The organism is Parerythrobacter aestuarii (genome assembly GCF_030140925.1).
Classification (GTDB): domain Bacteria; phylum Pseudomonadota; class Alphaproteobacteria; order Sphingomonadales; family Sphingomonadaceae; genus Parerythrobacter; species Parerythrobacter aestuarii.
Map to the genome: position 1 here is coordinate 713,478 of NZ_JARBWD010000001.1, position 23,896 is coordinate 737,373.

21 protein-coding genes are annotated in these 23,896 nt (G+C 61.5%); 18 read left to right on the top strand and 3 right to left on the bottom strand.

Going from position 1 to position 23,896, the window contains the following annotated elements; genetic code table 11:
• Nucleotides 1-21: 21 nt before the first annotated feature.
• The 16 genes from ligK to QPW08_RS03585 all read left to right on the top strand — a co-directional run bounded on the left by ligK (nt 22) and on the right by QPW08_RS03585 (nt 18,809).
• Nucleotides 22-693: a 4-carboxy-4-hydroxy-2-oxoadipate aldolase/oxaloacetate decarboxylase gene (gene ligK, locus QPW08_RS03510; RefSeq protein WP_284124363.1), complete on the top strand. Its 672-nt coding sequence runs from the start codon at nt 22-24 to the stop codon at nt 691-693.
• Complete coding sequence (locus QPW08_RS03515) at nt 693-1,769, top strand: 4-oxalomesaconate tautomerase (protein ID WP_284124364.1); 1,077 nt, start codon at nt 693-695, stop codon at nt 1,767-1,769. The genes ligK and QPW08_RS03515 overlap by 1 nt, the downstream gene beginning before the upstream one ends.
• Nucleotides 1,762-2,646: an amidohydrolase family protein gene (locus QPW08_RS03520; protein WP_284124365.1), complete on the top strand. Its 885-nt coding sequence runs from the start codon at nt 1,762-1,764 to the stop codon at nt 2,644-2,646. Before QPW08_RS03515 ends, QPW08_RS03520 begins: the two co-directional genes overlap by 8 nt.
• A 130-nt stretch (nt 2,647-2,776) precedes the next feature.
• Nucleotides 2,777-4,855, top strand: a complete 2,079-nt coding sequence (locus tag QPW08_RS03525) for a chemotaxis protein CheA (protein ID WP_284124366.1) — start codon at nt 2,777-2,779, stop codon at nt 4,853-4,855.
• A complete protein-coding gene (locus QPW08_RS03530) occupies nt 4,855-5,298 on the top strand; it encodes a chemotaxis protein CheW (RefSeq protein ID WP_284124367.1) in 444 nt (147 codons plus the stop codon). Before QPW08_RS03525 ends, QPW08_RS03530 begins: the two co-directional genes overlap by 1 nt.
• Before the next feature lie 54 nt (nt 5,299-5,352).
• On the top strand, nt 5,353-5,718 hold the full coding sequence (locus QPW08_RS03535; protein WP_284124368.1) for a response regulator: 366 nt from the start codon (nt 5,353-5,355) through the stop codon (nt 5,716-5,718).
• Nucleotides 5,719-5,729: 11 nt separating this feature from the next.
• Complete coding sequence (cheB, locus tag QPW08_RS03540; protein ID WP_284124369.1) at nt 5,730-6,818, top strand: chemotaxis-specific protein-glutamate methyltransferase CheB; 1,089 nt, start codon at nt 5,730-5,732, stop codon at nt 6,816-6,818.
• 80 nt (nt 6,819-6,898) lie between these two features.
• The gene (locus QPW08_RS03545; RefSeq protein WP_284124370.1) at nt 6,899-7,663 is read left to right on the top strand and encodes a CheR family methyltransferase; all 765 of its coding nucleotides are present in this window, start codon (nt 6,899-6,901) and stop codon (nt 7,661-7,663) included.
• 100 nt (nt 7,664-7,763) lie between these two features.
• Entirely contained in the window at nt 7,764-9,281 is a 1,518-nt protein-coding gene (locus QPW08_RS03550; protein WP_284124371.1) for a putative bifunctional diguanylate cyclase/phosphodiesterase, read from the top strand.
• 12 nt (nt 9,282-9,293) lie between these two features.
• Nucleotides 9,294-10,673, top strand: a complete 1,380-nt coding sequence (locus QPW08_RS03555; RefSeq protein ID WP_284124372.1) for a methyl-accepting chemotaxis protein — start codon at nt 9,294-9,296, stop codon at nt 10,671-10,673.
• A 100-nt stretch (nt 10,674-10,773) separates the two neighbouring features.
• Nucleotides 10,774-11,259, top strand: a complete 486-nt coding sequence (locus QPW08_RS03560; RefSeq protein WP_284124373.1) for a (2Fe-2S)-binding protein — start codon at nt 10,774-10,776, stop codon at nt 11,257-11,259.
• Nucleotides 11,256-13,508 (top strand): xanthine dehydrogenase family protein molybdopterin-binding subunit, encoded by a 2,253-nt coding sequence (locus QPW08_RS03565; RefSeq protein WP_284124374.1) that lies wholly within the window; start codon nt 11,256-11,258, stop codon nt 13,506-13,508. The genes QPW08_RS03560 and QPW08_RS03565 overlap by 4 nt, the downstream gene beginning before the upstream one ends.
• Nucleotides 13,509-13,521: 13 nt before the next feature.
• On the top strand, nt 13,522-13,983 hold the full coding sequence (locus tag QPW08_RS03570; RefSeq protein ID WP_284124375.1) for a c-type cytochrome: 462 nt from the start codon (nt 13,522-13,524) through the stop codon (nt 13,981-13,983).
• A 23-nt stretch (nt 13,984-14,006) separates the two neighbouring features.
• A complete protein-coding gene (locus tag QPW08_RS03575) occupies nt 14,007-14,930 on the top strand; it encodes an XdhC family protein (protein WP_284124376.1) in 924 nt (307 codons plus the stop codon).
• Nucleotides 14,815-15,498, top strand: coding sequence for a nucleotidyltransferase family protein (locus QPW08_RS03580; protein ID WP_284124377.1), 684 nt, complete (start codon nt 14,815-14,817; stop codon nt 15,496-15,498). Before QPW08_RS03575 ends, QPW08_RS03580 begins: the two co-directional genes overlap by 116 nt.
• A gap of 98 nt (nt 15,499-15,596) precedes the next feature.
• Nucleotides 15,597-18,809, top strand: coding sequence for an amidohydrolase family protein (locus QPW08_RS03585; RefSeq protein ID WP_284124378.1), 3,213 nt, complete (start codon nt 15,597-15,599; stop codon nt 18,807-18,809).
• A gap of 6 nt (nt 18,810-18,815) precedes the next feature.
• On the opposite strand, the gene QPW08_RS03590 is transcribed toward QPW08_RS03585, so the two are convergent.
• From QPW08_RS03590 to QPW08_RS03600, 3 genes are all read right to left on the bottom strand, one after another.
• Nucleotides 18,816-19,769 (bottom strand): GGDEF domain-containing protein, encoded by a 954-nt coding sequence (locus tag QPW08_RS03590; protein ID WP_284124379.1) that lies wholly within the window; start codon nt 19,767-19,769, stop codon nt 18,816-18,818.
• Between the two features lie 149 nt (nt 19,770-19,918).
• A complete protein-coding gene (locus QPW08_RS03595; protein WP_284124380.1) occupies nt 19,919-20,581 on the bottom strand; it encodes a helix-turn-helix domain-containing protein in 663 nt (220 codons plus the stop codon).
• Nucleotides 20,582-20,660: 79 nt separating this feature from the next.
• A complete protein-coding gene (locus tag QPW08_RS03600; protein ID WP_284124381.1) occupies nt 20,661-21,356 on the bottom strand; it encodes a queuosine precursor transporter in 696 nt (231 codons plus the stop codon).
• 138 nt (nt 21,357-21,494) lie between these two features.
• Here QPW08_RS03600 and QPW08_RS03605 point away from each other — a divergent pair, with 138 nt between their 5' ends.
• Both QPW08_RS03605 and QPW08_RS03610 read left to right on the top strand, forming a co-directional pair.
• The gene (locus QPW08_RS03605) at nt 21,495-22,841 is read left to right on the top strand and encodes a NupC/NupG family nucleoside CNT transporter (protein WP_284124382.1); all 1,347 of its coding nucleotides are present in this window, start codon (nt 21,495-21,497) and stop codon (nt 22,839-22,841) included.
• A 10-nt stretch (nt 22,842-22,851) separates the two neighbouring features.
• Complete coding sequence (locus QPW08_RS03610) at nt 22,852-23,781, top strand: isopenicillin N synthase family dioxygenase (protein WP_284124383.1); 930 nt, start codon at nt 22,852-22,854, stop codon at nt 23,779-23,781.
• Nucleotides 23,782-23,896 lie beyond the last annotated feature (115 nt).

A 23,896-nucleotide genomic window follows, 5' to 3' on the forward strand; every position in this document is an offset into this window, starting at 1 on the left:
ACCCGCAGGCAGGAGCTTCAGATGGCGGTTGTCGTCCAGAATATCGAACGTGCGGAACCGGCAGTGGTCGATGGCCTCGCCGCCTGCGGTGTCGCCACCGTGCACGAGGCGCAAGGCCGCAAGGGCCTGCTCGCCAGCTACATGCGACCGATTTATGCGGGCGCGCGCATTGCTGGTAGCGCAGTGACGATCAGCGCGGCCCCCGGCGATAATTGGATGGTCCATGTCGCGATCGAACAGCTCAAGGAAGGCGACGTGCTTCTGTTGGCACCCACCTCTCCTTGCGAAGACGGCTATTTCGGCGACCTGCTGGCTACCAGCGCCATTGCGCGTGGCTGCCGCGGGCTGATCATCGATGCCGGTGTGCGCGACGTGCGCGATCTTACCGAAATGCAGTTCCCGGTCTGGTCGAAGGCGATCTTTGCCCAAGGTACGGTCAAGAACACGCTGGGCAGCGTCAACGTGCCGGTGGTTTGCGCCGGAGCGCATATCGAACCGGGCGATGTTATCGTTGCCGATGACGACGGCGTTTGCGTGGTCAAGCGCGAAGAAGCTGCCGAAGTACTCGAAAAGGCTCGGGCTCGCGAAGCCAACGAGGAAGACAAGCGGCAGCGCCTTGCGGCAGGTGAACTCGGCCTCGACATGTACAAGATGCGCGAGCGGCTTGAGGCAGAAGGCCTCAAGTACATCTGATGATCAACTTTGCGCCTGTCATCTGGATGCGAGGGGGTACGTCGAAGGGCGGGTATTTCCTCGCCGATGACCTTCCGTCCGACCCTAAGCTGCGCGACGCTTTCCTGTTGAGGATCATGGGCAGTCCCGATCCGCGCCAGATCGACGGCATGGGAGGAGCCGACCCGTTGACCAGCAAAGTTGCTGTCATCCGCAAGAGCAAGCGTGCCGGGATCGACGTCGACTACCTGTTCCTGCAGGTTTTCGTAGATCAGGCACTGGTTTCCGATGCTCAGAATTGCGGCAATATCCTTGCCGGGGTCGGCCCGTTCGCGATCGAGCAACATCTGGTCGATCCGACAGAGGACGAGACCAAAGTAGCGATCTACATGGAGAACACGGGACAGGTCGCCATTGCCACGGTCCAGACCCCTGAGGACGAAATCGGCAAGCGCGCGGTGAATTACTCGGGCGAAGCGAGTATCGACGGGGTTCCGGGTACACACGCGCCCATCCCGATCGAGTTTCGCGATACCGCCGGTTCCAGCTGCGGTTCCCTGCTGCCGACAGGCAATGCGGTCGACATGATAGAGGGCGTCGCCTGCACATTGATCGATAACGGCATGCCGTGTGTCGTGTTCAAGGCTGAAGACGTTGGCGCGACTGGATATGAGAGCCGCGAGGAACTGGAGAGCGAAGGCTTCGCGCCGATCCGGGCGAAGATTGAAGCGATCCGGCTGGCGGCAGGCCCGCTGATGAACCTCGGCGATGTTGCGGAAAAGACCGTTCCCAAGATGACGCTTGTTGCTCCGCCGCGAGACGGAGGGGCGATCACGACCCGTGTCTTCATCCCGCATCGCGCGCACGCCAGCATAGGTGTGCTCGGTGCAGTCACGGCGGCCACGGCTTGCCTGGTCGAAGGCTCGCCCGCAGCCGAGGTTGCATCTGTGCCGGATGGTGCGCGCAAGCTGCTGAGCATCGAACATCCCTCAGGTGAAATGAGCTGCGTGCTCGAAGTTGATGGTGAAGGCAGTGTGTCGTCGGCGGCTTTGCTGCGAACTGCGCGCAAACTGATGGAAGGGGTCGTCTTTGCCTGACCGTATCACTAGCTGGCACCCCAGCCCGTCAAAGCCGAAATTCGTCCCGCCGCCCGGGGCCGTTGATGCCCATTGCCATGTCTTCGGCCCGATGGCGCAATTTCCATTCAGCGCCAAGGCCAAGTACCTGCCGGAAGACGCGGGAGCCGACAAGCTGTTCGCGCTGCGCGACCATCTCGGATTCAGCCGCAATGTGATCGTGCAGGCGAGTTGCCACGGGACGGACAATTCAGCCACTCTCGATGCCATCGCCAGGAGCAATGGCAGGGCTCGCGGAGTGGCGGTAGTTGACCCCGTGATCACTGGTGATGAACTTGCCCGGTTGCATGGCGGTGGCATACGCGGCGTACGCTTCAACTTCCTCAAGCGGCTGGTGGACAGCGCGCCAAAGGACGCTTTCCTGGACGTCGCCGGCCGTTTGCCGGTGGGCTGGCACGTCGTGATCTATTTCGAAGCGGATATTCTCGAGGAGATGCGGCCATTCATCGATGCCATCCCGGTCCCTGTGGTGATCGACCACATGGGCCGACCCGATGTCACCCAGGGTCCGGTCGGGCCTGACATGCGGGCCTTCCGCAGCCTGCTCGATAGCCGCGAGGACATCTGGTTCAAGCCTACCTGCCCTGACCGGCTGGACGCGATCAAGGAAGGTGGCAAAGGCGATCCGTGGGATGACTTCGCTGCAGCAGTCGCGCCGTTGGTGGCCGAATACCCGGATCGATGCATCTGGGGCACCGATTGGCCGCACCCCAACATGGAAGACGAGATCCCCGATGATGGGCACATCGTCGACATGATCCCCCGGATCGCTCCGACCCCGGAGCTTCAGCAGGCGTTGCTGGTCGACAATCCGATGCGGCTCTATTGGTCCGACTAGCCCGCTGTGGCAACTGCACCGCTCCGATGCTGCGTGCAGCAAGAACTCAGATTTCTGTCCCGAACCTTACGCTCCGTTAACCATCGGTGGGCATAAGATTTGTCCAAGTCGCCAAAAACCGGGGTGTTCGATGGACGATCTGCTGGCCGAATTCATTGCTGAAACGCGCGAAATGCTGGAGGCGCTGGGGGGCGAACTCGTGGCGTGGGAAGCTGCGCCTGACGATCGCGAACGGCTCGATGCGATCTTCCGTTTCGTCCACACTGTGAAGGGAAATTGCGGCTTCTTCGATTTTCCGCGCCTTGAGGCGTTGAGCCATGCGGCCGAAGATGCGCTGGGCGAAGTCCGCGCCGGCCGCCGGCTGCCGGACGAAGCGCTGGTATCGGCTGTGCTCGCGATCATCGATCGTATCGGTGCGCTAACCGACGCTGTCGAAGCCGGCGAAGAAATTTCGCAGGAAGGCGATGGCGCTCTTATTGCGGCGCTTGCCCACGATCCCGACAAGGCCGAGGCGGCCTCGCTGGCCAAACCGGTAAGCGAAACCGACGGCAAGGCACGTAACATTGCGACTCAACGTTCGATCCGCCTGCCGGTCGAATTACTGGACCGGATGATGAGCGGCGTGTCGGACCTGGTGCTGGCCCGGAACGATCTATCACGCGTGCTCCGCGAAGTCGGCAACGATCCGCGCATGGATGGCCCGTTCGAACGCATGACGGCTATCCTCGACGATGTCCGCGATGCTGCCACCCGCATGCGTATGCAGCGCATCGAGTTCCTGTTCTCTGCCCTTCCGCGACTGGTTCGCGACCTCGGCCAGGAGCTTGGCAAGCAAGTGATGGTCGATCTTGAAGGGCAGGACGTCGAGCTCGATCGCGAGATGATCGAATCGATCCGCGACCCGCTCACGCATATTCTTCGCAACGCCATCGATCACGGTCTCGAGACCCCTGCCGAGCGGCTGGAGGCAGGAAAGCGTGAGATCGGCGTGGTCTCGATTTCCGCCCGCCAGGCGGGGAACCAGATCTATCTCGTCATCAGCGACGACGGTCGCGGCATAAATGCTGACCGGCTCGTGAAGAAAGCGCTCGAGTCCGGCATTGTCGAGGATGATGACGTTGCCGGCTTGAGCCTGGACGACAAGTACAATCTCATTTTCGCGCCCGGCCTGTCGACGGCCAAGGAAGTGACCTCCATCTCGGGACGCGGCGTCGGCATGGATGTCGTGCGCGCCAACATCGAAAAAATCGGCGGCACCATCGGCGTCAGCAGCACTCCGGGCGAAGGGGCGACGATCTTCATTCGCTTGCCGCTCACGCTCAGCATTATCGCCACGCTGACCGTGACTATTGCAGGGCAGCGTTTTGCGCTTCCACGCTCGGGGGTTGAGGAGGTCATCCATGGGGCCGACCCAGGGCTCGGTTATACCGAGCTCGGCGACGGCCGCTTCATCGAATTCCGCGGTAACCGCATCCCCTGCATCGATCTCGCAGAAGTACTCGGGCAGGAATCCTGCCTGCCGATGGAAGAGCGCACCTTTATCGTTGTGCGCTATTCCCCGACCGAGCTGAGTGCGGTCGTGGTAGACAAGGTCCTCGATCACGAGGAGGCTGTCATCAAGCCCGTGGCACCCGCGATTACAGCGACCCGCCTCTACACCGGGGCCACGCTGCTTTCCGATGGCACACCGGTGCTCGCAATCGATCTCACCAGCATCGCCATCGACCACGAAGTCGTGACCGACGGCCGATCGCGTGCGGTTTCGATCAATGTCGACGCCGATGAGGAATCCGGCGAAGAAGACGCACTGAAAGTTATGCTGTTCATCGATTACGACGGACAGCAACGCGCCGCCGACATGACGTGTGTCGAGCGTATCGAAACCATCGATTGCGCCATCATCGAACGCCATGCCGGAGCCAGCCGGGCAGTGATCGATGACCGCTTGCGGACTCTTGGCGGTCTCGATGAGCGCGAAATCGAAACCGACAAGGTACGATTGCTCCGCCTTAGGGACGGCGAGAGGGAGGCCTTCTTCGCAGTTCGCGCCATCATCGACGTCGCGCCGGTCGAAGATGACATCAAGGAAGGTGCCGATGAGCCGATGACGGTGGGATATGTCGTCGTGGGTGGCCGCGCAACGCCGCTGCTCGATGTGCCCGGTGCCGTTTCCCGCTGGGGCGATCCCATCAAACAGGAGGCCCGCTGATGAAGGGGGAATTGCTGCTCGTTGCCAAGGTTGCCGGTCGCAATATCGCATTGCCGGCGGCAGATGTCGCTTCCGTTAGCGAGCTTGAAAAGTTCACTGTCGTGCCACGTGCGCCGCATTGGATCGAAGGTGTCGGGGCGCAGCGTTCGCGCGCACTCACTGTCGTCAATTGTCGCCGTGCCATCGGCCTTGGTGATGAAGCATCGGATGACGCGGCGGAGATTCGTTTCATCGTCGTGAAGCAGGATGAGCATCTCTATGCGCTGCGGACTGATGCCATCCTCGACGTCACCATCGCGCTGAGCGACCAAGGCCCTGTTCCCAAAGGATTGGGACCCGAATGGAGCCGCGTCGCACTGGGTGCTGTCGAAACGGCATTCGGGCCAGCCATCATGCTGGATCTTTTGACGTTGCTCGCGGGGCCGCAGGCAAAAGCGGCTTAATCGAATGGTTACCATGTCGCGCTAGGACGGGTGCGACCAAGAAGGGGTGCTGTAATGAAGTCGTGTCTGATCGTCGATGATTCCCGGGTGATCCGGAAGGTATCGCGCCATATCCTCGAGACCCTCGGTTTCGCGGTGGAAGAGGCCGAACATGGCCAGGAGGCGTTGAACAAGTGCGACGAGGCAATGCCCGACGTGATCCTGCTCGACTGGAACATGCCGGTCATGAGCGGCATCGAATTCATCAACCAGCTGCGTTCGCGCCCCAATGGCGGCGAGCCCAAGGTCGTGTTCTGCACCACTGAGAACGATGTCGCGCACATTCGCGAGGCGATCGATGCCGGTGCCGACGAATATGTGATGAAGCCGTTCGATCATGAAACGCTGCAAATCAAACTCCAGCTGGTAGGCTGCGCTTAAGGGAGCCCGCCATGGGCTCTGCCCTCGCAAAGGATAAGCGCGCGAGCGACCGGGTGGCTCGAAGCCCCGGTGCAATACGCGTGATGGTGGTCGACGATTCGATCACTGCCCGCTCCGCCATCGTCCGGACGATCGACAGCCGCCGCGACATGCAGGTTGTGGCAACCGCCGGCAGTGCCGAAGTCGCGCTGGAACTGCTCGACGATCGGCGCGTGGACGTCATCCTGCTTGACCTGGAAATGCCAGGGATGGGTGGGCTGAAGGCACTGCCCGACATCCTGCGCAAGGCCAATGGGGCCAAGGTCCTGGTGGTCTCCACTCTGACCACTGCCGGGGCTGAGCCTACGCTCGCTGCGCTGGCAATGGGCGCTGCCGATACGCTGGCCAAGCCGCGCACCGGCACTTTCGGCGAAGCCTACCGGGCAGATCTGCTGGAGAAGGTAGCGGGCCTTGCACAGGTCGAACAATCTCCCCTTCCGCGCAGAGTCGCCCCGCCCCCTGCTGCCAGACGTGGAATTGCCCGCAAGCCCGGTGTGATCGCGATCGGTGCTTCGACTGGCGGGATCCACGCACTCGGCCGCTTCTTCGGCGCGCTGTCGCCACAGATCCGAGCTCCCATTCTCATCACTCAGCATCTGCCCCACGCATTCATGCCAGTTTTTGCGCGCCAGATATCCACCATGTCCGGCCGATCTGCACATGTTGCTGAAGAAGGCATGGTGCTGAAAGAAAACGAGATATTTATCGCTCCCGGGGATGGTCACCTGATGCTGCGCGAGTGCGAAGCAGGCGTGGCGATCACCATTGCCAAACTGGATGTGGCGAGCGGGTGCTGCCCCTCGGTCGACCCGATGTTCGAAGCGGTCGCTAACTTCTTTGGCACCAAGGGGATGGGCGTGGTCCTTTCCGGCATGGGGCGTGATGGCTCTGTCGGTGGCCGGTTGCTCAATGAAGTAGGCGGAACCTTGCTCGCGCAGAATGAGGAAAGCTGTGCAGTATTCGGCATGCCGCGCGGGATCGTGGAGGCCGGAATTGCCGCGTCTATCGATACGCCTGAAGCATTGGCCGACTTGATCGGAATTCAAGCGGGGGTGTCGTGATGGATGTAACGTCCGCCTCGCTCCAGATTGTTGCCGATTTGCTTCGGGCACGTACCGGTCAACATTTGGGCCCAGGCCGCATGTGGCGCATTTCCGGAGCCCTTTCGGGTATTTTCCGCCAGTACGACATCTCAAATGTCGACCAGCTGGTTTGCTTGCTTGCAGAGCCGAGGGCGGAGGAGCTCGCTCGCAATGTGGTCGAAGCGTTGCTCAATAACGAGACCTATTTCTTCCGTGACAAGTTGATGTTCGACCAGCTCGCGGAATCGATCCTGCCGCAACTGTGGGAGCAACGGCAGGCCCAACGCACCTTGCGGATCTGGTCGGCCGGCTGCTCGAGCGGGCAGGAACTCTATTCGGTTGCGATGCTGCTTCTGGCTCAACGGGAACGCTGGAGTGGATGGCACATCGACCTGCTGGGCACAGATGTCTCGACGCGGATCATCGCTGCGGCACGCAAGGGGTGCTTCTCGCAGTTTGAAGTCCAGCGCGGGCTAACTGTGTCGCAGATGCTCGGGTATTTCGACCAGCGCGACGATGGCTGGTGTCCGCAGCAGGAACTGCGGAAAATGGTGACATTTCGCGAGCACAACCTGCTCGAACGCGCGCCGGTGGAAGCCCCGTTCGACCTGGTGCTGTGCCGCAACGTGCTGCTGTATTTCGATCCAGCTACGCGCAGCCGGGTATTCGATCGCCTGCATGAAGCCATCCATCCCGACGGGCGCCTGATGCTCGGGGCCGGTGAAACCGTGATTGGCCAGACCGAGCGCTTCGTGCCGGCTGGCGATGGGTCGGGGCTTTACGCGCCCATCACGGTTTCTGGCGGCCTGAGGCTGAGGGCGTGACTCACACAAACAAGGTAAACGGAGTTTTACCGTTGGTTAGCCTTTTCCGGTTACTCCCGCAGAGAAACTTGGATCGCGCATGAGTCAGGATAGGTTCGCTATGTTTGAGGGGATTCATCCCGAAAACTGGTCGACGAAGCAGCTGGTCTTCGTCCCTATCGTCGTACTCTCGCTCATTTTCGCCCTGACCGTCGGCGCCATGGTGGTGTTCGATGGCCTGGATTTCCTTCCCTGGCAGCTCCTCGCCGGTATCGGACTGGTGGCGTATGCCTGTGTCATCTGGGGGCTTGTCCGGTTTGGTATTGCAGGCGTGGACAAGATTGAAGTTCTAGCCAAGGTGGACACGCTGACCGGCATGCCCAATCGGCGCGCCTTGCATGCCGATATTGCTCGCGAAGCGCGCGACAACGAGGATGTGGCTGTCGCGCTGGTCGACCTTGATGGCTTCAAGCAGGTCAACGATCACTATGGTCATGCGATCGGCGACATGCTGATCAAGCAAGCCGGCGCTATGATTGCTCAAACCTGCGGCAAGGATGCGCGCGCCTACCGTTTGGGAGGCGATGAGTTCGCGATCGTGGTGATCGGGACCATCGCCGGCAATGTGCTGGAAGGGCTCAGCCGGACGCTGGTGGAGCAGTTTCGTTCACCGATGGCCATTGACGATCGCCGTATCGCCATCGGTGCAAGCGTCGGCCTCGCGCGCAGCAATGGTCGTGACGGCATTTCCAGTTCCGAACTGCTGCGCCGCGCCGATGTTGCCATGTTTGCATCCAAGCGCGGCGGCAAGATGCGCTGTACCTGGTATTCGGAGGAATTCGACCGCAACCGTGAAGCACGCCGCGATCTCGACAACGAGCTTCGGGCGGCGCTGGCGAATGAGGAATTCCGGCTCAACTACCAGCCGCTGGTCGATGCCAATTCCGGCCAGATCGTTGCTGTCGAATCGTTGATCCGCTGGGATCGGCCCGATGGCAAACCGATCGGGCCCAACATCTTTATCCCGGTGGCTGAAGAATCAGGCCTGATCAATGCAATCGGCCTGTGGGTGCTGCGCCGCGCCTGCACGGATGCGCGCGGATGGGACGATCTCAAGCTGTCGGTCAACATCTCTGCCGCCCAGCTGCGCAATCCGGAATTCCCGATCCATGTCGGCCAGGTGCTGGAGGAAACCGGTTTCCCGGCCGAGCGACTGGAACTCGAAGTGACAGAGACCTGTCTCGTGCTCGATCCGGTGGTTGTCGGTCGCAGTCTCGACCTGATCCGCCAGTTTGGTGTCAGCATTTCGCTGGACGATTTCGGCACCGGCTATGCTTCGATCGGTTTCCTGCGCCAGTTCCGCTTCGAAAAGCTCAAGCTCGACCGCTCGCTGGTGGTCGATGCACAGGGTGACGACAACAGCCGGGCGATGATGATTTCCAGCATTTCGCTGGCCCGCGCGATGGCGATGGGCGTGACGGCGGAAGGGGTCGAAACCGAGGCTCAGGCCGACCTGGTTCGCGCTGCCGGTGCCGACCAGATCCAGGGCTGGCTGTATTACCGGGCGATGCCGCCCGAGCAGATCGATCGTCTGCGTCACGAATTTGGGGATCAAAAGCGCGCCGTTACCGGTGCATAGGGAGTGTAGGACATGTCTGCCGTTGAAGACCTGACGAGGGATTGGAGCCAAGAAAGCGGCTATCGCGAATCCGATTTTGCGGGCGCGAGTAGCGAGTTCGAGCGCAAGCGGACGCTGCTTGAGCGAGCCTATGGTTCTCTTTCGAGCGACCAGAAAATGGGCCTGACTTTCGTGCTGCCCATCGCGCTCATTAGCGCCCCGGCTGTAGTCGCCATTCTCGGTATGGGTGAAGGAGCAGCCGGACTGTCGTGGTCGATTGGCGCGACTGCGCTCGTGTCGATTGCAGTTATGGTGGTCTTCGGATGGGTCATTTCACGCGAAATTCTCGGTGTGACCATCGGCCTGGCGGAATCGCTTCGGCGCGTGTCCGCTGGTGAAACCGGATTCGTTGTTCCATTCCGCAATCGGACTGATGTGTACGGAGAGATGGCCAACGCTATCGAAGTCCTGCGAGACAAAGCGCACAGCCTGGACGTGGTAACTGAAGAACAGCAGTCGATGAAGGCCGAAACCGGCAAGATTCGCGAGAACCAGATCAAGCAATTGCTGGAGCTTGCCGACCACTTCGACCGCAATGTGGCGGACGTAGTCAGCGGGGTTGCTGCTGCGGCATCGCAGCTGCATTCGACCGCTTCGGACATGTCGCGCGCTGCAGAGCAGTCGACTACGCGCTCGGAAGAAGTTGGCAAGTCGATGGAAGAAGCTGCTGCCGGTGCTTCGGCCGCCGCCGCTGCTAGTGACGAATTCGCCATGTCGATTGGCGAAATCAGCCGCCAGGCTGCGGATTCTGCGGAGATGGCGCGCAAGGCCCGTGGCACTGCCGGTGAAGCCGACGAGACGATCTCCGCGCTTGACCAGGCTGCCAGCCAGATCGGGCAGGTCGTCGAACTGATTTCGACCATTGCCAGCCGTACCAACTTGCTGGCGCTCAATGCTTCGATCGAAGCCGCCCGTGGCGGCGAAGCTGGTCGTGGCTTTGCCGTGGTCGCCTCCGAAGTGAAGGAACTGGCAAGCCAGACGACCCGCGCAACCGAAGATGTCGCGGCCCAGATCCAGGCGATCCAGGAATCGACCGGGGCCAGCGTCAAGGCACTGCGCACGGTAAGCACGGAGATCCAGCAGATCGAGTCGACCGCCATCGCCATCGCTTCTGCGGTCGACCAGCAGTCGGTCGCCGGGCAGGACCTCGCTCGCAGCATCGATCGCGCCGCTCGCAACAGTGAAAGTGTAGGTGAGCATGTCCGCGAAGTGCGCGAGAATTCGCTGCTTACCGGTTCTGCGGCCTCGCAGGTCCTCAATTCTGCGGGCGAACTTGAACAGCAGGCTTCGACCCTGCGTTCACAGGTCGATGACTTCATGAAGAAGATTCGCGAAAGCGCGAAGGCAGGCTGACCGGGCGCTACGGCCCCTCGGCTACGTTGCGCAAGACAGGCTTTCCGGGCATAGTGCGTTGCATTGAGCAACGGTTATGCTTCCGGGGAGTCTGAGCGCGATGGTCGAATTCACTGTTAACGGAAAACCGGTTTCGGTCGAGGCCGATCCGGCGATGCCGATCCTGTGGGTCGTCCGCGAAAAACTCGGTATGACCGGGACAAAGTTCGGCTGCGGCATCGCCCAGTGCGGGGCGTGCACCGTGCATCTCGACGGCAAGCCGATCCGCAGTTGCTCGACCCCCGTCTCCGAGGCTGCGGGCAAGGCGCTCACAACTATCGAGGGCGTTGCCGGCCCTGAAGGTGAGTTGAGCAAGATCCAGCAAGCCTGGATCAGCGAGCAGGTTCCCCAGTGCGGGTACTGCCAATCAGGTCAGATCATGGCCGCAACCGCGTTGCTGCGAGACAATCCCAATCCGACGGACGCTGATATCGATGCAGCCATGAGCGGCAATATTTGCCGGTGCGGGACATACACCCGTATCCGCCGGGCGATCAAAGTCGCCGCCGGCCAACTCGAGCCTCGCAACGAGGAGGCTGAAGCATGACCGACCAGACCGACATCAAGCAAGAGCGCAGCTCGCTCGCCAAGTGGTCGCGCCGGGGTTTCATCGGCGCGGGCGTGCTCGCGGGCGGCGGGCTGCTGATTGGTATTGCCGTGCGTCCTGGCAATCCGGTCGGCAAGCTCGGCCCCATCGTGGCGGGCGGCGAAGGCGAGCAGCTGGTCAACAGTTGGGTCAAGATCGACGCCAACAACATGGTCACGGCGATCGTGCCGCATTGCGAGATGGGCCAGGGTGCGCATTCCGTACTCGGGCAGATGCTGGCCGACGAGCTCGATGCCGACTGGTCGAAAGTCAGCGTCATGCAGGCGCCAGCGGACGGCAACTATGTCGTAACGGACACAGCGCGGATGTTCGTCGCACCTTTCACCATGAACGCCGCAGACTGGATCGAGCCGACATGGAACGGCATGTTCACTCAGATTGCCCGTTTGGCGGACGCGATGATCACCGGTGGCAGTTCCTCGATCCGCACCACGGGGCAGCACCAGATGCGGATTGCCGGGGCAGCTGCGCGCCAGATGCTGGTCGGTGCAGCAGCGCATGCATGGGGCGTTGCTCCGGGCGAGATTACCACCCGGGACAGCATGCTGTTCCATGAAGCCTCAGGCAAGTCCGCGCTCTATGCTGAATTCGCTTCGGCAGCGGCGGACCAGCCGATGCCACAGACGCCTAGGCTGAAAGACATCGGTGAATACCGCCTGATGGGCAAGAGCAAGGCCCGTACCGATATTCCGTCCAAGGTTGATGGCACGGCAAAATTCGGGATCGATGCGGAGGGGCCGACCGACACGCTGGCTTATGCTGCCGTGGTACGTCCGCCAATACCGGGTCAGACCGTCGCATCGATGAACGCCGAGCAGGCCAAGGCGATGCCGGGCGTGCTGCAGATCCTCAACATGGGCGACCACGTGGCTGTCGTCGCCGACAGCTATTGGCAGGCGCAGCAGGCGGTGGGCACAGTCCAGCTCGAATGGAACGCACCGGATAGCGCCATAAAGACCATGGACGACCAGTACGCAGCCTTTGCGGCAGCGATCGACGAAGCCGGCGAAAGCGGTGGCGAGGAAGCGGCGGGGAAAGGCGATGCGGCCGGAGCGCTTGCAAGCGCTGCAAAGAGAGTCGAGGCGGAGTACAAGGTCCCCTTCCTTGCCCATGCTCCGATGGAGCCGATCAACTGCACAGCGTGGGTCCATGACGGCAAATGCGAGATATGGACCAGCACGCAGGTGCCGCTGATGGCGCGCAGCGAAGCGGCAGCCGCCATCGGCATGGATGCTGGTGACATTACCATCCATCACCCCATGCTGGGCGGGGCCTTCGGGCGGCGGCTTGTCAGCGAATATGTCGCCATGTCGGCGCGCGTGGCCAAGGCTGCCGGCTATCCGGTCAAGATGATCTGGAGCCGCGAGGAAGACACGCAAAAATCGATGTATCGTCCTGCGGACATGATCCGCATCAAAGGCGGGCTTGACGACAGCGGCAGGCTGGTGAGCTATGACAGTGTCTTCACCCAGCGTAACGATCCGGCGGAAGCCAGCGTGCCGGCAGGATACTCCATCCCCAACCTAAAGGTCCGGGTAGCCGAAGCGCCGCTGCATTTGCCGTTCCAGGCCTGGCGCTCGGTGGACCATTCGCAGCATGGCTTCTTTACCGAAAGTTTCATCGATGAAGCGGCATACGCAGCCGGGGCCGACCCGCTGGATTACCGTCTCACCATGCTAAGCGACGCACCGCGCCACAAAGCGGTGCTTGAGAAGCTGCGAGAAGTCAGCGGCTGGGATACACCTGCGGGCGAAGGCAAGGGCCGGGGTGTAGCCATGGTCGAAAGCTTTGGCACCATCGTCGCTGAAGCTATCGAAGTCGATATGTCGGACGGGAAGCCGCGTGCGACCAAGGTGTGGGCAGTGGCCGATCCCGGCTACACCATGAACCCGGACGGTTTCCGTAACCAGATCGAAGGGGGTATTGTTTTTGCCCTGACCGCTGCGCTCTACGGCGAGCTCGAGCTGGAAGACGGGAAAGTCAGGCAAAGCAACTTCCATGACTACAAAATGCTGCGCATGAACGAATGCCCGGATATCGAAGTGACGCTGATCAACAGCGGTCCGGTCCCCGTTGGCGGCGCCGGCGAGCCGGGTGTCCCACCTGCGGCACCGGCTTTCACCAACGCCATCTTTGCGGCCACTGGCAAGCGCATCCGCGACTTGCCCGTTGCCAAGCAGTTTGCCTGACGGAGTAAGCGATATGACCTTGCGTTTTGCCGGCCCGCTGGCAGCGGCCCTGTCTCTTGCGGCCTGTGGTTCGAGCGAGCAGCCGCCGATCGAGCAGATAGTCGTACGCGAACCGGGCGAGGCTGTTCCAGCATCCGGTGCGGTGGACGAGGCAAGCGGTGCAGTTGATCTCGTTGCAGCGGGCAAGGCCGCCTACGCTGCCTGCGCCAGCTGCCATACGGTCGAAGCAGGCGCCGCTTCGGGCATCGGCCCCAACCTTCATGGCCTGGTCGGTCGCCCGGCAGGTGCACTTGAAGGCTTCGCCTATTCCGCGGCGATGAAGAGCGCCGGGATCACCTGGACCAGCGAAGAGCTTGACAGTTTTCTGGCCGACCCCGCAGCCAGGGTCCCGGGCACGACGATGATGGCCGGTGGCGTAAGTGATGCAGAACGCCGCGCCGCGATCGTGGCGTACCTCGCCAGCCTGTCGCAATAGGGCGAGGGCGGCACTGCCGGACCGTGGACGAGGCCCGCGTCTTTGCATTCCTCGCTGACAAGCAGGCACAGGGACATGCCTGCGCACTGGTGACCGTGTTGTCGGTTGAAGGGTCTTCGATGCGCAATCCCGGGACGCACATGGGCGTGTGTGAAGATGGTAGCTTCAGCGGGTCACTGTCGGGCGGATGTATCGAGAATGCCGTAGTGGGCGAGGCGCTGGCGGCGCTGGGTGAGGGAGCGCCACGTGAAGTGCGGTTCGGTGCAGGATCGCCGTATCTCGATATCAAGCTGCCCTGTGGCGGCGCGCTCGACATCCATTGCCAGCCCTTGGCCGGCACCGCCGTCGTCAATTCGGTTCTCGCCGCAATCGAAAGGCGCAAGCCCTATACCATTGCTGTCGAAGTGGATGGCATCCGAGTGATCGATGGCTGGCAACCGAGCGACCGTCAGTTCGGCCATTGGCCGCAGCTGAGGCTGGAGATTGTCGGTCACGGCGCGGGCGTCGAGGCTGTGGCAAGGCTGGCGCGGGCGATGCAAGTGGAAAGTCATGTGCTGACGCCTGACGTGCGCATGCTCGAGTCGCTTCGGGAGCAAGCGATCCGCGCCACGCGGATTGATCGCACCAGCGACACGCATTTGCTCGTCGGTGATCCTTGGACTGCCTTTGTCTTTCTCTTTCATGACCATGACTGGGAAGTGCAGCTTATGGCACGGGCGCTGGACTTGCCGCATTTCTACCTTGGGGCCATGGGCAGCCGGAAAGCCCACGCGACGCGCTGCTCGGCGTTGGAAGCGGCCGGAGTGCGGCCTGAGGCAATCGCCTCCATCAATGCCCCAATTGGCCTGTTTCACTCGTCGCGCGATCCGGAAACGCTGGCTTTATCAGCGCTTGGTGAAATCGTCAGAGCCTACCAGCAGGCTGATTCCGAGGTGGTGCTTGGCTAGCGCGGTCCAACTGGGTGTGGCGGTACTCGCTGCAGGCCAATCGCGCCGCTTTGGCCAAACGGACAAGCTGGCGGCGTCGTTCCGCGGCAGGCCCCTTGGGTTGCACGTTACCGATACGCTATCGACGCTTCCTGGCGCACATCGCTGGGTCATTGTTGCGAATCTCGAACACGCCTGCTCTTCCGGATGGCAGGAGGCAGGGTTCACGCCCGTCCTCAACCCCTCATCGGAGCGCGGGATGGGAAGCTCACTCGCCTGCGCCGCCCAAATGGCCATGCAGGCAGGGGTGGACGCGCTGCTGGTAGCCTTGGCCGACATGCCCTTGGTGCCGTTATGCCACTTCGAGAACCTGCGGGAACGGGCAGACAGTTACAGCCTGCGCGCATCGCACAACGGGATTTCGCCGACCCCACCCGCGCTGTTCGGTAAGGACCATTTCGACCGCTTGGCCTCGGCAGACGGTGACGAAGGCGCACGCAAGCTGATCCGGCGGGCTGATTTCATCGACTGCCCGGCCCGCTTGCTGGTCGATATCGACGATCCTGAGACACTCGCCAGCCTCTCCTGACGGCAAGCACCTGTCGTTCGTCGAACGCGGCATTGGCTTTTCGCTGTGGCGGTGCCTAGAACCGGTGCCAACACCAGATGCAATTGGGGGATTGTCCGATGAAAACTCTTCACGCCCTGCTCGCGACCAGCGCGCTCATCCTGATGCCGGTCGCGGCCCAGGCCCAGGATACGGAGGCCCCTGCCGAGGAGGCCAAGAAAGACGAGAAATGGGATGTCAATGCGCCCAAGGGCGCGACCATCACGCAGGTCCCGATCAAGACCGACGAAGGTACCTGGATGGACGTGGACGTCTCGCCTGACGGGCAGACGATCGCGTTTTCGCTGCTGGGCGACATCTACACCATGCCGATCGCTGGGGGTGTGCCGACGCGGATCGCCGAAGGACTGGCGTGGGAGGTGCATCCGCGCTTTTCTCCCGATGGCCGCCGCATAGCGTTCACCTCGGATCGGGCAGGCGGTGACAACATCTGGATCATGAACGCCGATGGCTCGGACATGAAGCAGCTGACCAAGGAAGACTTCAGGCTGCTCAACCAGCCGACCTGGTCGCCCGACGGCGAATATATCGCTGCCAAGAAGCATTTCACTACCGGGAGGTCGCTCGGGACCGGCGAGATCTGGCTTTACCATGTGACCGGCGGCGGCGGGGTCAAGCTGGTCGAACGGCCGAACGAGACGCACCAGAAGGAGCTGGGCGAGCCGATCTATTCGCCCGCTGGCGACGCTATCTATTTCACACGCAACGACACCGGCGGCCCGATCTTCCAATATGCGCAGGATTCCAACGCCGGGATCTTCGTGATCGAGAAATACGACCTGGACAGCGGCGAGCGCTCGACGGTGGTCGATGGCTATGGCGGGGCAGTCCGCCCGACGCCTTCGCCCGATGGCAGCGCCATTGCTTTCGTCCGTCGCGACAAGGACGATTCGCAGCTGTGGGTGAAGCACTTCGCCAGCGGCAAGGAAACCTTGGTCTACGGCGATCTCGATCGCGATGTACAGGAAACCTGGGCGGTTACCGGGGTCTATCCCAACATGGACTGGACACCGGACAGCCGCAGCATCGTGTTCTGGGCCGGCGGCAAGCTCAATCGCGTCAATCGCGACGGGTCGGGCGCGGCGGTGATCCCCTTCGCCATCGACGATACCCGCGGAGTGGCGGATGCACCGCATCCGGTGATCGATGTCGCGCCTGACAACTTCACCACTAGCATTCCCAAATATGCAACGGTTTCGCCGAATGGCCGCACCGTGGTCTACGAGACGTTGGGCAAGCTCTACGTCAAGAATGCCAACGGCGGTTCGCCACGTCGCCTGACTTCCGGAAGTGGTGTCGAAGCGTGGCCGGCCTTCAGCCGCGATGGCAATTCGATCGCGTTCGTGCGTTGGACCGATGACGGGCTGGGCAAGATCATTGTCAGCAATGCCAGCGGCGGCGGCGAGCGGGTCGTGACGAACCAGCCGGGCCACTACGCCAGTCCGCGCTTCTCGCCCGATGGCCGCACGATCGCATTTGAGAAACGCGGCGGTGGTTACCTGACTTCGCCGGAATATTCCGAAGCGCAGGGGATCTATCGGGTTTCTGCTAACGGCGGCACGCCGGAGCTCATTTCCAAAAGTGGCAGTGCGCCGCAATTCGGCGCTGACAGCGACCGCGTGTTCATGGTCGAAGGGGGTGGTGGCGGGCTGTCGCTGGTATCGACAGACCTCAATGGAGAAGCCAAGCGGACCCATGCCAAGGGTGAACTCGCCAACGAATTCCATGTCTCGCCCGACGGCAAGCTGATCGCCTTCCGCCAGAACTACGAAGTCTTCGCAGTACCGATGATGCCGGGTGGCTCGACCATCAATGTCGGCGAGAAGGGCAGCGCACTGCCGATCACCAAGGTCAGCTCCGAAGGAGCGGACTACATTGGCTGGGCAGGCGATACGCTGACCTGGACTATGGGGCCGACGCTCTATCGGACTTCCACCGGCAGCTTCTTCGGAAGCGCTCCGGGTGACAAGGGCACCTATGAAGCGCCGAGCAGCGGCGTCTCGTTGGCGATGACCCAGCGGGTCGCCAAGCCGAGTGGCACCGTCGCGCTCACCGGGGCCAAGATCCTGACCATGGCCGGCGATGGCGCAGGTGCAATCGACAATGGCGTGATCGTGATCGAAGGCGATCGGATTGTCGCGGTCGGAACAGCAGGCGATGTCGCGGTGCCCTCGGGCGCAATGGTGATCGATGCCAGCGGCAAGACCATCATGCCCGGCCTGGTCGATGCTCACGCACATGGACCCTATGGCACCGGAGACCTGGTACCGGAGCAGAGCTGGTCGCTGATCCAGCAACTCGCCATGGGCACCACCACGATGCATGACCCTTCGTCGCAGGCGAGCCAGGTCTTCGCTGCCTCCGAGCGCCAGCGGGCCGGCATGCTGCTGGCGCCTCGCCTGTTCTCAACTGGCGAGATCATCTACGGTGCCAAGGCCGCCGGGGTTTACGCCCGCATCGACAGCTATGAAGATGCGCTGGCGCATGTGCGCCGGATCAAGGTGCAGGGCGGTATTTCGGTCAAGAACTACAACCAGCCGCGCCGCGAACAGCGGCAGATGGTCGTCAGGGCCGCAGCCGAGGAAGGCATGCTGGTGGTTGCCGAAGGCGGTTCTCTGTTCGGGATGGACATGAACCTGGTCGCCGATGGCAACTCGACGGTCGAGCACAATGTCCCGGGCGAATTCTTTTACGAAGACGTGCTGCAGTTCTTCGGCCAGAGCCAGAGCAATTATACGCCGACCCTGGTGGTGACCTACGGCGGTTTGGCTGGCGATCCCTATTGGCGGCAGGCGACCGACGTGTTCGACAACCCGCTGCTGGTGCACACCCCGCCCAAGATGCTGCTGGCAGACACCGCCCGGCGGACCAAGGCGCCCGAATGGGCCTTTGTCGATGATGATGCCGCACGGGAGGCCAAAAAGCTCGCCGATCGTGGAGTCAAAGTCAGCATCGGTGCGCATGGCCAGCAAGCCGGTATCGCGGCGCATTGGGAACTCTGGAGCTTTGTGCGTGGCGGGATGAGCCCGGTCGAAGCACTGCGAGCAGGTACCATCGTCCCGGCGCAGTCGCTTGGCATGGACAAGGATATCGGCAGCATCGAAGTTGGCAAACTCGCGGACTTGATTGTGCTCGATGCCGACCCCAGTGCCGATATCCGCAATTCCGACAAGATCGACCGAGTCATGCTCGGTGGGCGACTCTATGACGCCAAGACCATGGATGAGGTCGAAACGGGTACCGCCAAGCGTCAGCCATACTGGTGGGAATGATCTGCCTTAGCCCGCGCGCTTGAGTCTCGACTCGGCCGCGCGGGTTGGCAACGCGGGTTGGTAGGCACCACGGCGCCTTTCGCCCTTGACCGCACCGCTGCCCGTAGCTTTTCCCAGCACCATCGCCATTTCTGCTCGATGGAGCGTGTCGTTCGGGCAACGTCCGATTTCGGCGATGCCTGCGGTTGCAGACAGTGGCAGAGTGACCTTTCCTGCGGGCAAATCCCCCGCGAACACCTCCTGCACCTGCCGGGCGAGTTCATCTGCGTGGTGCGTCTCCGTCTCCAGGAACAGCACGGCGAACTGCGCGTCACCAATTCGGGACAGCGTATCACCGGTGCGCATGACCACACGCAGGACTTGTGAGAAGCCGACCAGCACCTCATCGCCGAAGTCATAACCAAGCCGATGGTTGATCGCCCGGAAGTGGTCGATTTCGAACAGCCCGAGACAGCCCTCCTGGCCGGAAGTGGTAACGTGCTCCAGCATCGCATCGAAGGCCGGTCGGTTGGTCAGAGCCGTCAGCGGGTCGGTCATCCTGGCCATAAAGAGCTTGTCTTCCAGCATTCTCCGCTCATGCACATCGCGCAGTATGCCGAGAACATGGTCGCTGCCATGGCGGTCGTTCGCGGGGGTCAGGCGCAAGGCATACCACCGGCCCGACTCGGTTCCGCTGTCGATGCGGATTTCGATCCAGCCGCGTTCTGTGTTGCCGGCAGCGGCTAACGCCAGCTCGGCTTGCACCAGCGACACATGTTCCGGTGCCAACAGGTCGAAAAGTCGAGGCGGGATCAATAAGGGGAACCTGCCGTTGCTCTCATTTAGCGCCAAGTATTCGATGCCTTGCGAGGCCTGCAAGACAAATCCTTCTGCATCGGTTTTAAATACAATGTCTGAGAAAGTATCCGATGCGAGCGTGCACAAGCGTGCAAGCTCCGAAGCTGAAAAATCCAGCGCCATCCCGCGATTGCCCCCAATTGCGCCGATCACATAAATATTGCGACCAGTATAAAAGTAATAACCCTGTTAGTCGATTTATATAACTTGATTTATTTTCGAATCGACTTGACTTGTATTAACTATATTTCGCGAATTTGGGAAGGTTGCACTTACAGGTCGATCATGATCCGAACCTGGTGAGGAGCGCAGCCATAGGCTTCGGAAACAACGGCGCGGGCTTCGGCAATGGCTGCCTCGGCGTGGCTAACATCGCGCCCGGTAATGAGTTCGGCCTCCGCTACGCCCAGGGTTTCTGCCAGCGCTTCGATCCGGCTCGTCACCGGTTGTGAGCGATCATGCTCCCACGCCCATACCGTAGGCTTGCTGACCCCCAGTTGGTCGGCGACTTGAGCCAGTGTCAGGCCGCGCTCCTGTCGCAACTTCGCCAGCCGCTTGCCGAGCGAGCCGTGTGCTGCTCCGGTGACAGGGACGGCCTCCTCGGGAGGGGCGATCGCGCTCTTCAACTCGGTTGCGCTGAGGGTTGACGAAGGAAGGGCTTCGACGAACCGACACCCATGCAGGGATGCGCTGCGCCATACGACCTTGGCGACGGTCGGCCCGGCTTCCGGCAGGTCGATCACTACTTCTTCGCCAATTTCCAACGCGACGTCGCTTTCCAGCATCAGCCCGCCGGCCGAGATATTGTGCAGCCGGATGAGGGCCTCCTCACCATCTTCGCGCATGCCTTCGGTGGCGACACGAACGTTGCGGCGCGGGGCATCGCGTCCCGTTCCTTCGGTCTTGGTCAGGTTTAGCAGGCCGGGAATTGCCACGTTACAGATCTCCTCGAATGAGGAGAAAGGCTCGGCCTCAAAGAGTTAATTCCGGGTAAGGGGGGTTGGTTAACGGCAGTTAGCTAGCGCGACTGTCGAGCCAGCGGGCTACAGCGACACCGCCGGTGATCAGGAACGGCACCAACACGATGCTGAGTGTGACCTTGGCGAGCACCTGGCCGATCAGCAGGTTGGTAATGTCGAACTCGCCATAGAATGCGAGAGTGACGAAAATCACCGAATCGATTGCCTGGCTTAGCGCCGACGCGATCGCTCCTCGTACCATCAACGATGTCGTGCTGCTGCCACTGCTCTGGTCGCCGGCGAGCTTGGAGAAGATCCACACATTGAGCAGCAGCGATGTGATATAGGCGGCGGGTCCCGCCATCAATATGCGCGGGGTCTGTCCCAATACACGTTCGAAGGCTGCGAGATCCTCACTGCGGAAATCGGTCATCTCGGGTGACGGCGGCAAACTCAGCACCAGGAAGATAAGCGCTGCGGAGAGCGCCAGCGGCAAGAAACCAATCCAAACCAGCCGGTTGGCGAGCGCCTTGCCGTATAGTTGGGCGATGGTGCTGGTTATGACCACCAGCAGCAGGAACGGGAAGATCCCCGCTTCGACGGCAAGTTGCGAGGGCCACAACTGCACCTGCTTGAAGGCGACGACGCCTGCCAGCACCGTCATCCCTCCGTAGAGGACAAGAAAGGTAAACAGGCCCAGCGGCAAAGGTTGGGCGTTGGTGGATGCTGGTGCGTGTGCTGTCTCGGTCATCTTCGGGCCATAGGCCAAGCCGCCTGCATTTGGGAAGATTGCGGCCTGCGCTTCCCCCAGCCCGATGCGGCAAGTGATTTGACTGCGCGCGCGCGAGCGGCAAAGGGGACGAGACCTGTTCCATTCGAAAGAGACCGCATGCCGCCCTTCGTCATGAGCCTGCTCGGGATCATTGCCATCCTTGCCATCGCCTTCCTGCTGTCGACCGGCAAGAAGCGGATCAAGCTGCGAGTGGTTGGCGCGGCCTTTGCGCTGCAGGCAGTCATGGCGCTGCTGGTCCTGCGCACGCCGTTCGGGGTAAGCGCGATCCAGGGCCTTTCGAACGGGGTCATTGCGCTGCTCGACTATTCCAAGGTTGGTATCACCAGCGTGTTCGGCCCGATGGAAAACAACCCCTTTGCCAACACTTTCGTCATCGCTGCGCTGCCAGTGATCGTGTTCTTCGCTGCGATCGTTTCGATCCTTTATCACTGGGGCATCATGCAGCGGCTGGTGCGCTGGGTCGGCGGGGCGATCGGCTGGATCACCGGGATCAGCAAGGTGGAGGCGCTGGGCAGTGCTGCCAATATCTTCGTCGGCCAGTCCGAAAGCCCGCTGGTGGTACGCCCTTATCTCGCCGCACTGACTCCCAGCCGCCTGTTCACGCTGATGAGTGTCGGCATGGCTGGTGTCGCGGGCACCATCCTCGCCGCCTATGCCAGCTTCATCGGGGCGGAGGCCGTCCCGTTCCTGCTCGCGGCAGCCTTTATGTCCGCTCCGGGCGGGATCCTGATGGCCAAGATCATCATGCCCGACGACGAGAGCGACCTTGCTCGCGATGCGGCAGAGCTGGCAGGGGTCGAACCGGACAAGATCGAGCTTCCCGCAGCCCGCATCAGCGCTGAAGGTCCGGGTGCGCTGGTCGAAGGCGGCAAGCCGCACGAAGTCGAAGTCGCCGAGACTTTCGAAGACGGACACAGGCCCGCCAATGTGATCGAAGCGGCCGCGCAAGGCACGCAGACAGGTGTCAAACTGGCGGTCGCCGTCGGTGCAATGGTCATGGTCTTCGTGGCATTGGTTGCGCTTGCCAACGGCATCCTGGGCGGCGTTGGTGGCTGGTTGGGCTACCCCGACCTCAGCTTCCAGCAATTGCTGGGCTATGTCTTTGCGCCTGTCATGTTCCTGATAGGAATCGCTGATTGGCAGCAGGCGCAAGTCGCCGGCGGGCTGTTCGGGACAAAGATCGTGCTCAACGAATTCGTCGCCTTTATCGACCTGGGAGCGATGACTGCAGGCGAGCTGACCGATCGTAGCAGTGCCATCGTGACCTTCGCGCTGTGCGGTTTTGCGAATTTCAGTTCGATCGCAATCCAGATGGCAGTCACGGGCGGGCTTGCGCCAAATCAAAGACCGGTGATCGCCAAGCTCGGTATCAGGGCTCTCGCCGCAGGCAGCCTTGCCAATTTGATGAGCGCAGCCCTAGCGGGTTTGTTCCTGCCTTACTAAGTAGACGACCATGACCGACATTGCCTCCGTTTCGCTTGACCAGCCGCTAGAGAATATCGCTGATGAGCTGGGCGCATCCTTCTCCGAATTCGGCTTCGCCATCATCAAGGACCATGGCATTCCGCAGGAGCTGATCGATCGTGCGGAGGAGATGTCGAAGGCTTTCTTTGCCTTGCCGGCTGAAACCAAGCAGCAGTACAAGATTGAAGGTAGCGGCGGGGCGCGCGGCTACACGCCGTTCGGGACCGAGAAAGCCAAGGATGCCAATGTCCACGATCTCAAGGAATTCTGGCATGTCGGCCGGAGCCTGCCGGAAGGCCATGAGCTGGCCGAATACATGGCCCCCAATGTCTGGCCCGCGGAAGTAGAGGGCTTTGAGGAGACCTTTGCAGCACTCTACGCAGCGTTCGAAAAGGCAGGGCTGCGGGTGCTCGAGGCCATTGCGATTCACCTCGGCCTCGATCCGAAGTATTTCGAGACGACGGTCGAAGATGGCAATTCCGTGATGCGCCTGCTGCGTTATCCGCCGCTGGAAGGAGAGGAAGCCGAAGGAGCGATCCGCGCCGCAGCCCATGGCGACATCAATACCATTACGCTCCTGCTGGGCGCTGAAGAAGCCGGGCTCGAGCTTCTGACCAAGCAAGGCGAGTGGCTGGCGGTCAATCCGCCGCCGGGCGCGCTGGCGGTCAATATCGGCGACATGCTCGACAGGTTGACCAATGGGAAGCTGCGCTCGACGACGCACCGGGTGGTTAATCCCAAAGGCGAAGCAGCATACCGCGCGCGCTATTCGATGCCTTTCTTCCTGCACTTCCGGCCCGACTTCGTGATTGAGCCTTTGCCGTCATGTGGGAAGGAGGAAACCGGCAATGAGCCGCAGCCGGCAATCTCGTCGCATGAGTTCCTTCAGCAACGGTTGCGTGAGATCAATCTTGCCTGACCGGGCTCCCTGACGGGAGCGGAGTCACAATGTGAATCTGTGTTGCATTGCAGCAACATACTTACATCACTGTAAATAAAGCATTTTCGTAGAATCTGCACTTGCTGGGCCAAGT

What these genes read in the sequence shown, in the direction of transcription:
- ligK (WP_284124363.1), top strand. Translation starts at nt 22, where the DNA reads ATGGCGGTTGTCGTCCAGAATATCGAACGTGCGGAACCGGCAGTGGTC.
- QPW08_RS03515 (WP_284124364.1), top strand. Translation starts at nt 693, where the DNA reads ATGATCAACTTTGCGCCTGTCATCTGGATGCGAGGGGGTACGTCGAAG.
- QPW08_RS03525 (WP_284124366.1), top strand. Translation starts at nt 2,777, where the DNA reads ATGGACGATCTGCTGGCCGAATTCATTGCTGAAACGCGCGAAATGCTG.
- QPW08_RS03530 (WP_284124367.1), top strand. Translation starts at nt 4,855, where the DNA reads ATGAAGGGGGAATTGCTGCTCGTTGCCAAGGTTGCCGGTCGCAATATC.
- QPW08_RS03535 (WP_284124368.1), top strand. Translation starts at nt 5,353, where the DNA reads ATGAAGTCGTGTCTGATCGTCGATGATTCCCGGGTGATCCGGAAGGTA.
- cheB (WP_284124369.1), top strand. Translation starts at nt 5,730, where the DNA reads ATGGGCTCTGCCCTCGCAAAGGATAAGCGCGCGAGCGACCGGGTGGCT.
- QPW08_RS03545 (WP_284124370.1), top strand. Translation starts at nt 6,899, where the DNA reads ATGTGGCGCATTTCCGGAGCCCTTTCGGGTATTTTCCGCCAGTACGAC.
- QPW08_RS03550 (WP_284124371.1), top strand. Translation starts at nt 7,764, where the DNA reads ATGTTTGAGGGGATTCATCCCGAAAACTGGTCGACGAAGCAGCTGGTC.
- QPW08_RS03555 (WP_284124372.1), top strand. Translation starts at nt 9,294, where the DNA reads ATGTCTGCCGTTGAAGACCTGACGAGGGATTGGAGCCAAGAAAGCGGC.
- QPW08_RS03560 (WP_284124373.1), top strand. Translation starts at nt 10,774, where the DNA reads ATGGTCGAATTCACTGTTAACGGAAAACCGGTTTCGGTCGAGGCCGAT.
- QPW08_RS03565 (WP_284124374.1), top strand. Translation starts at nt 11,256, where the DNA reads ATGACCGACCAGACCGACATCAAGCAAGAGCGCAGCTCGCTCGCCAAG.
- QPW08_RS03570 (WP_284124375.1), top strand. Translation starts at nt 13,522, where the DNA reads ATGACCTTGCGTTTTGCCGGCCCGCTGGCAGCGGCCCTGTCTCTTGCG.
- QPW08_RS03580 (WP_284124377.1), top strand. Translation starts at nt 14,815, where the DNA reads ATGCCCCAATTGGCCTGTTTCACTCGTCGCGCGATCCGGAAACGCTGG.
- QPW08_RS03585 (WP_284124378.1), top strand. Translation starts at nt 15,597, where the DNA reads ATGAAAACTCTTCACGCCCTGCTCGCGACCAGCGCGCTCATCCTGATG.
- QPW08_RS03590 (WP_284124379.1), bottom strand. Translation starts at nt 19,769, where the DNA reads ATGGCGCTGGATTTTTCAGCTTCGGAGCTTGCACGCTTGTGCACGCTC.
- QPW08_RS03600 (WP_284124381.1), bottom strand. Translation starts at nt 21,356, where the DNA reads ATGACCGAGACAGCACACGCACCAGCATCCACCAACGCCCAACCTTTG.
- QPW08_RS03605 (WP_284124382.1), top strand. Translation starts at nt 21,495, where the DNA reads ATGCCGCCCTTCGTCATGAGCCTGCTCGGGATCATTGCCATCCTTGCC.
- QPW08_RS03610 (WP_284124383.1), top strand. Translation starts at nt 22,852, where the DNA reads ATGACCGACATTGCCTCCGTTTCGCTTGACCAGCCGCTAGAGAATATC.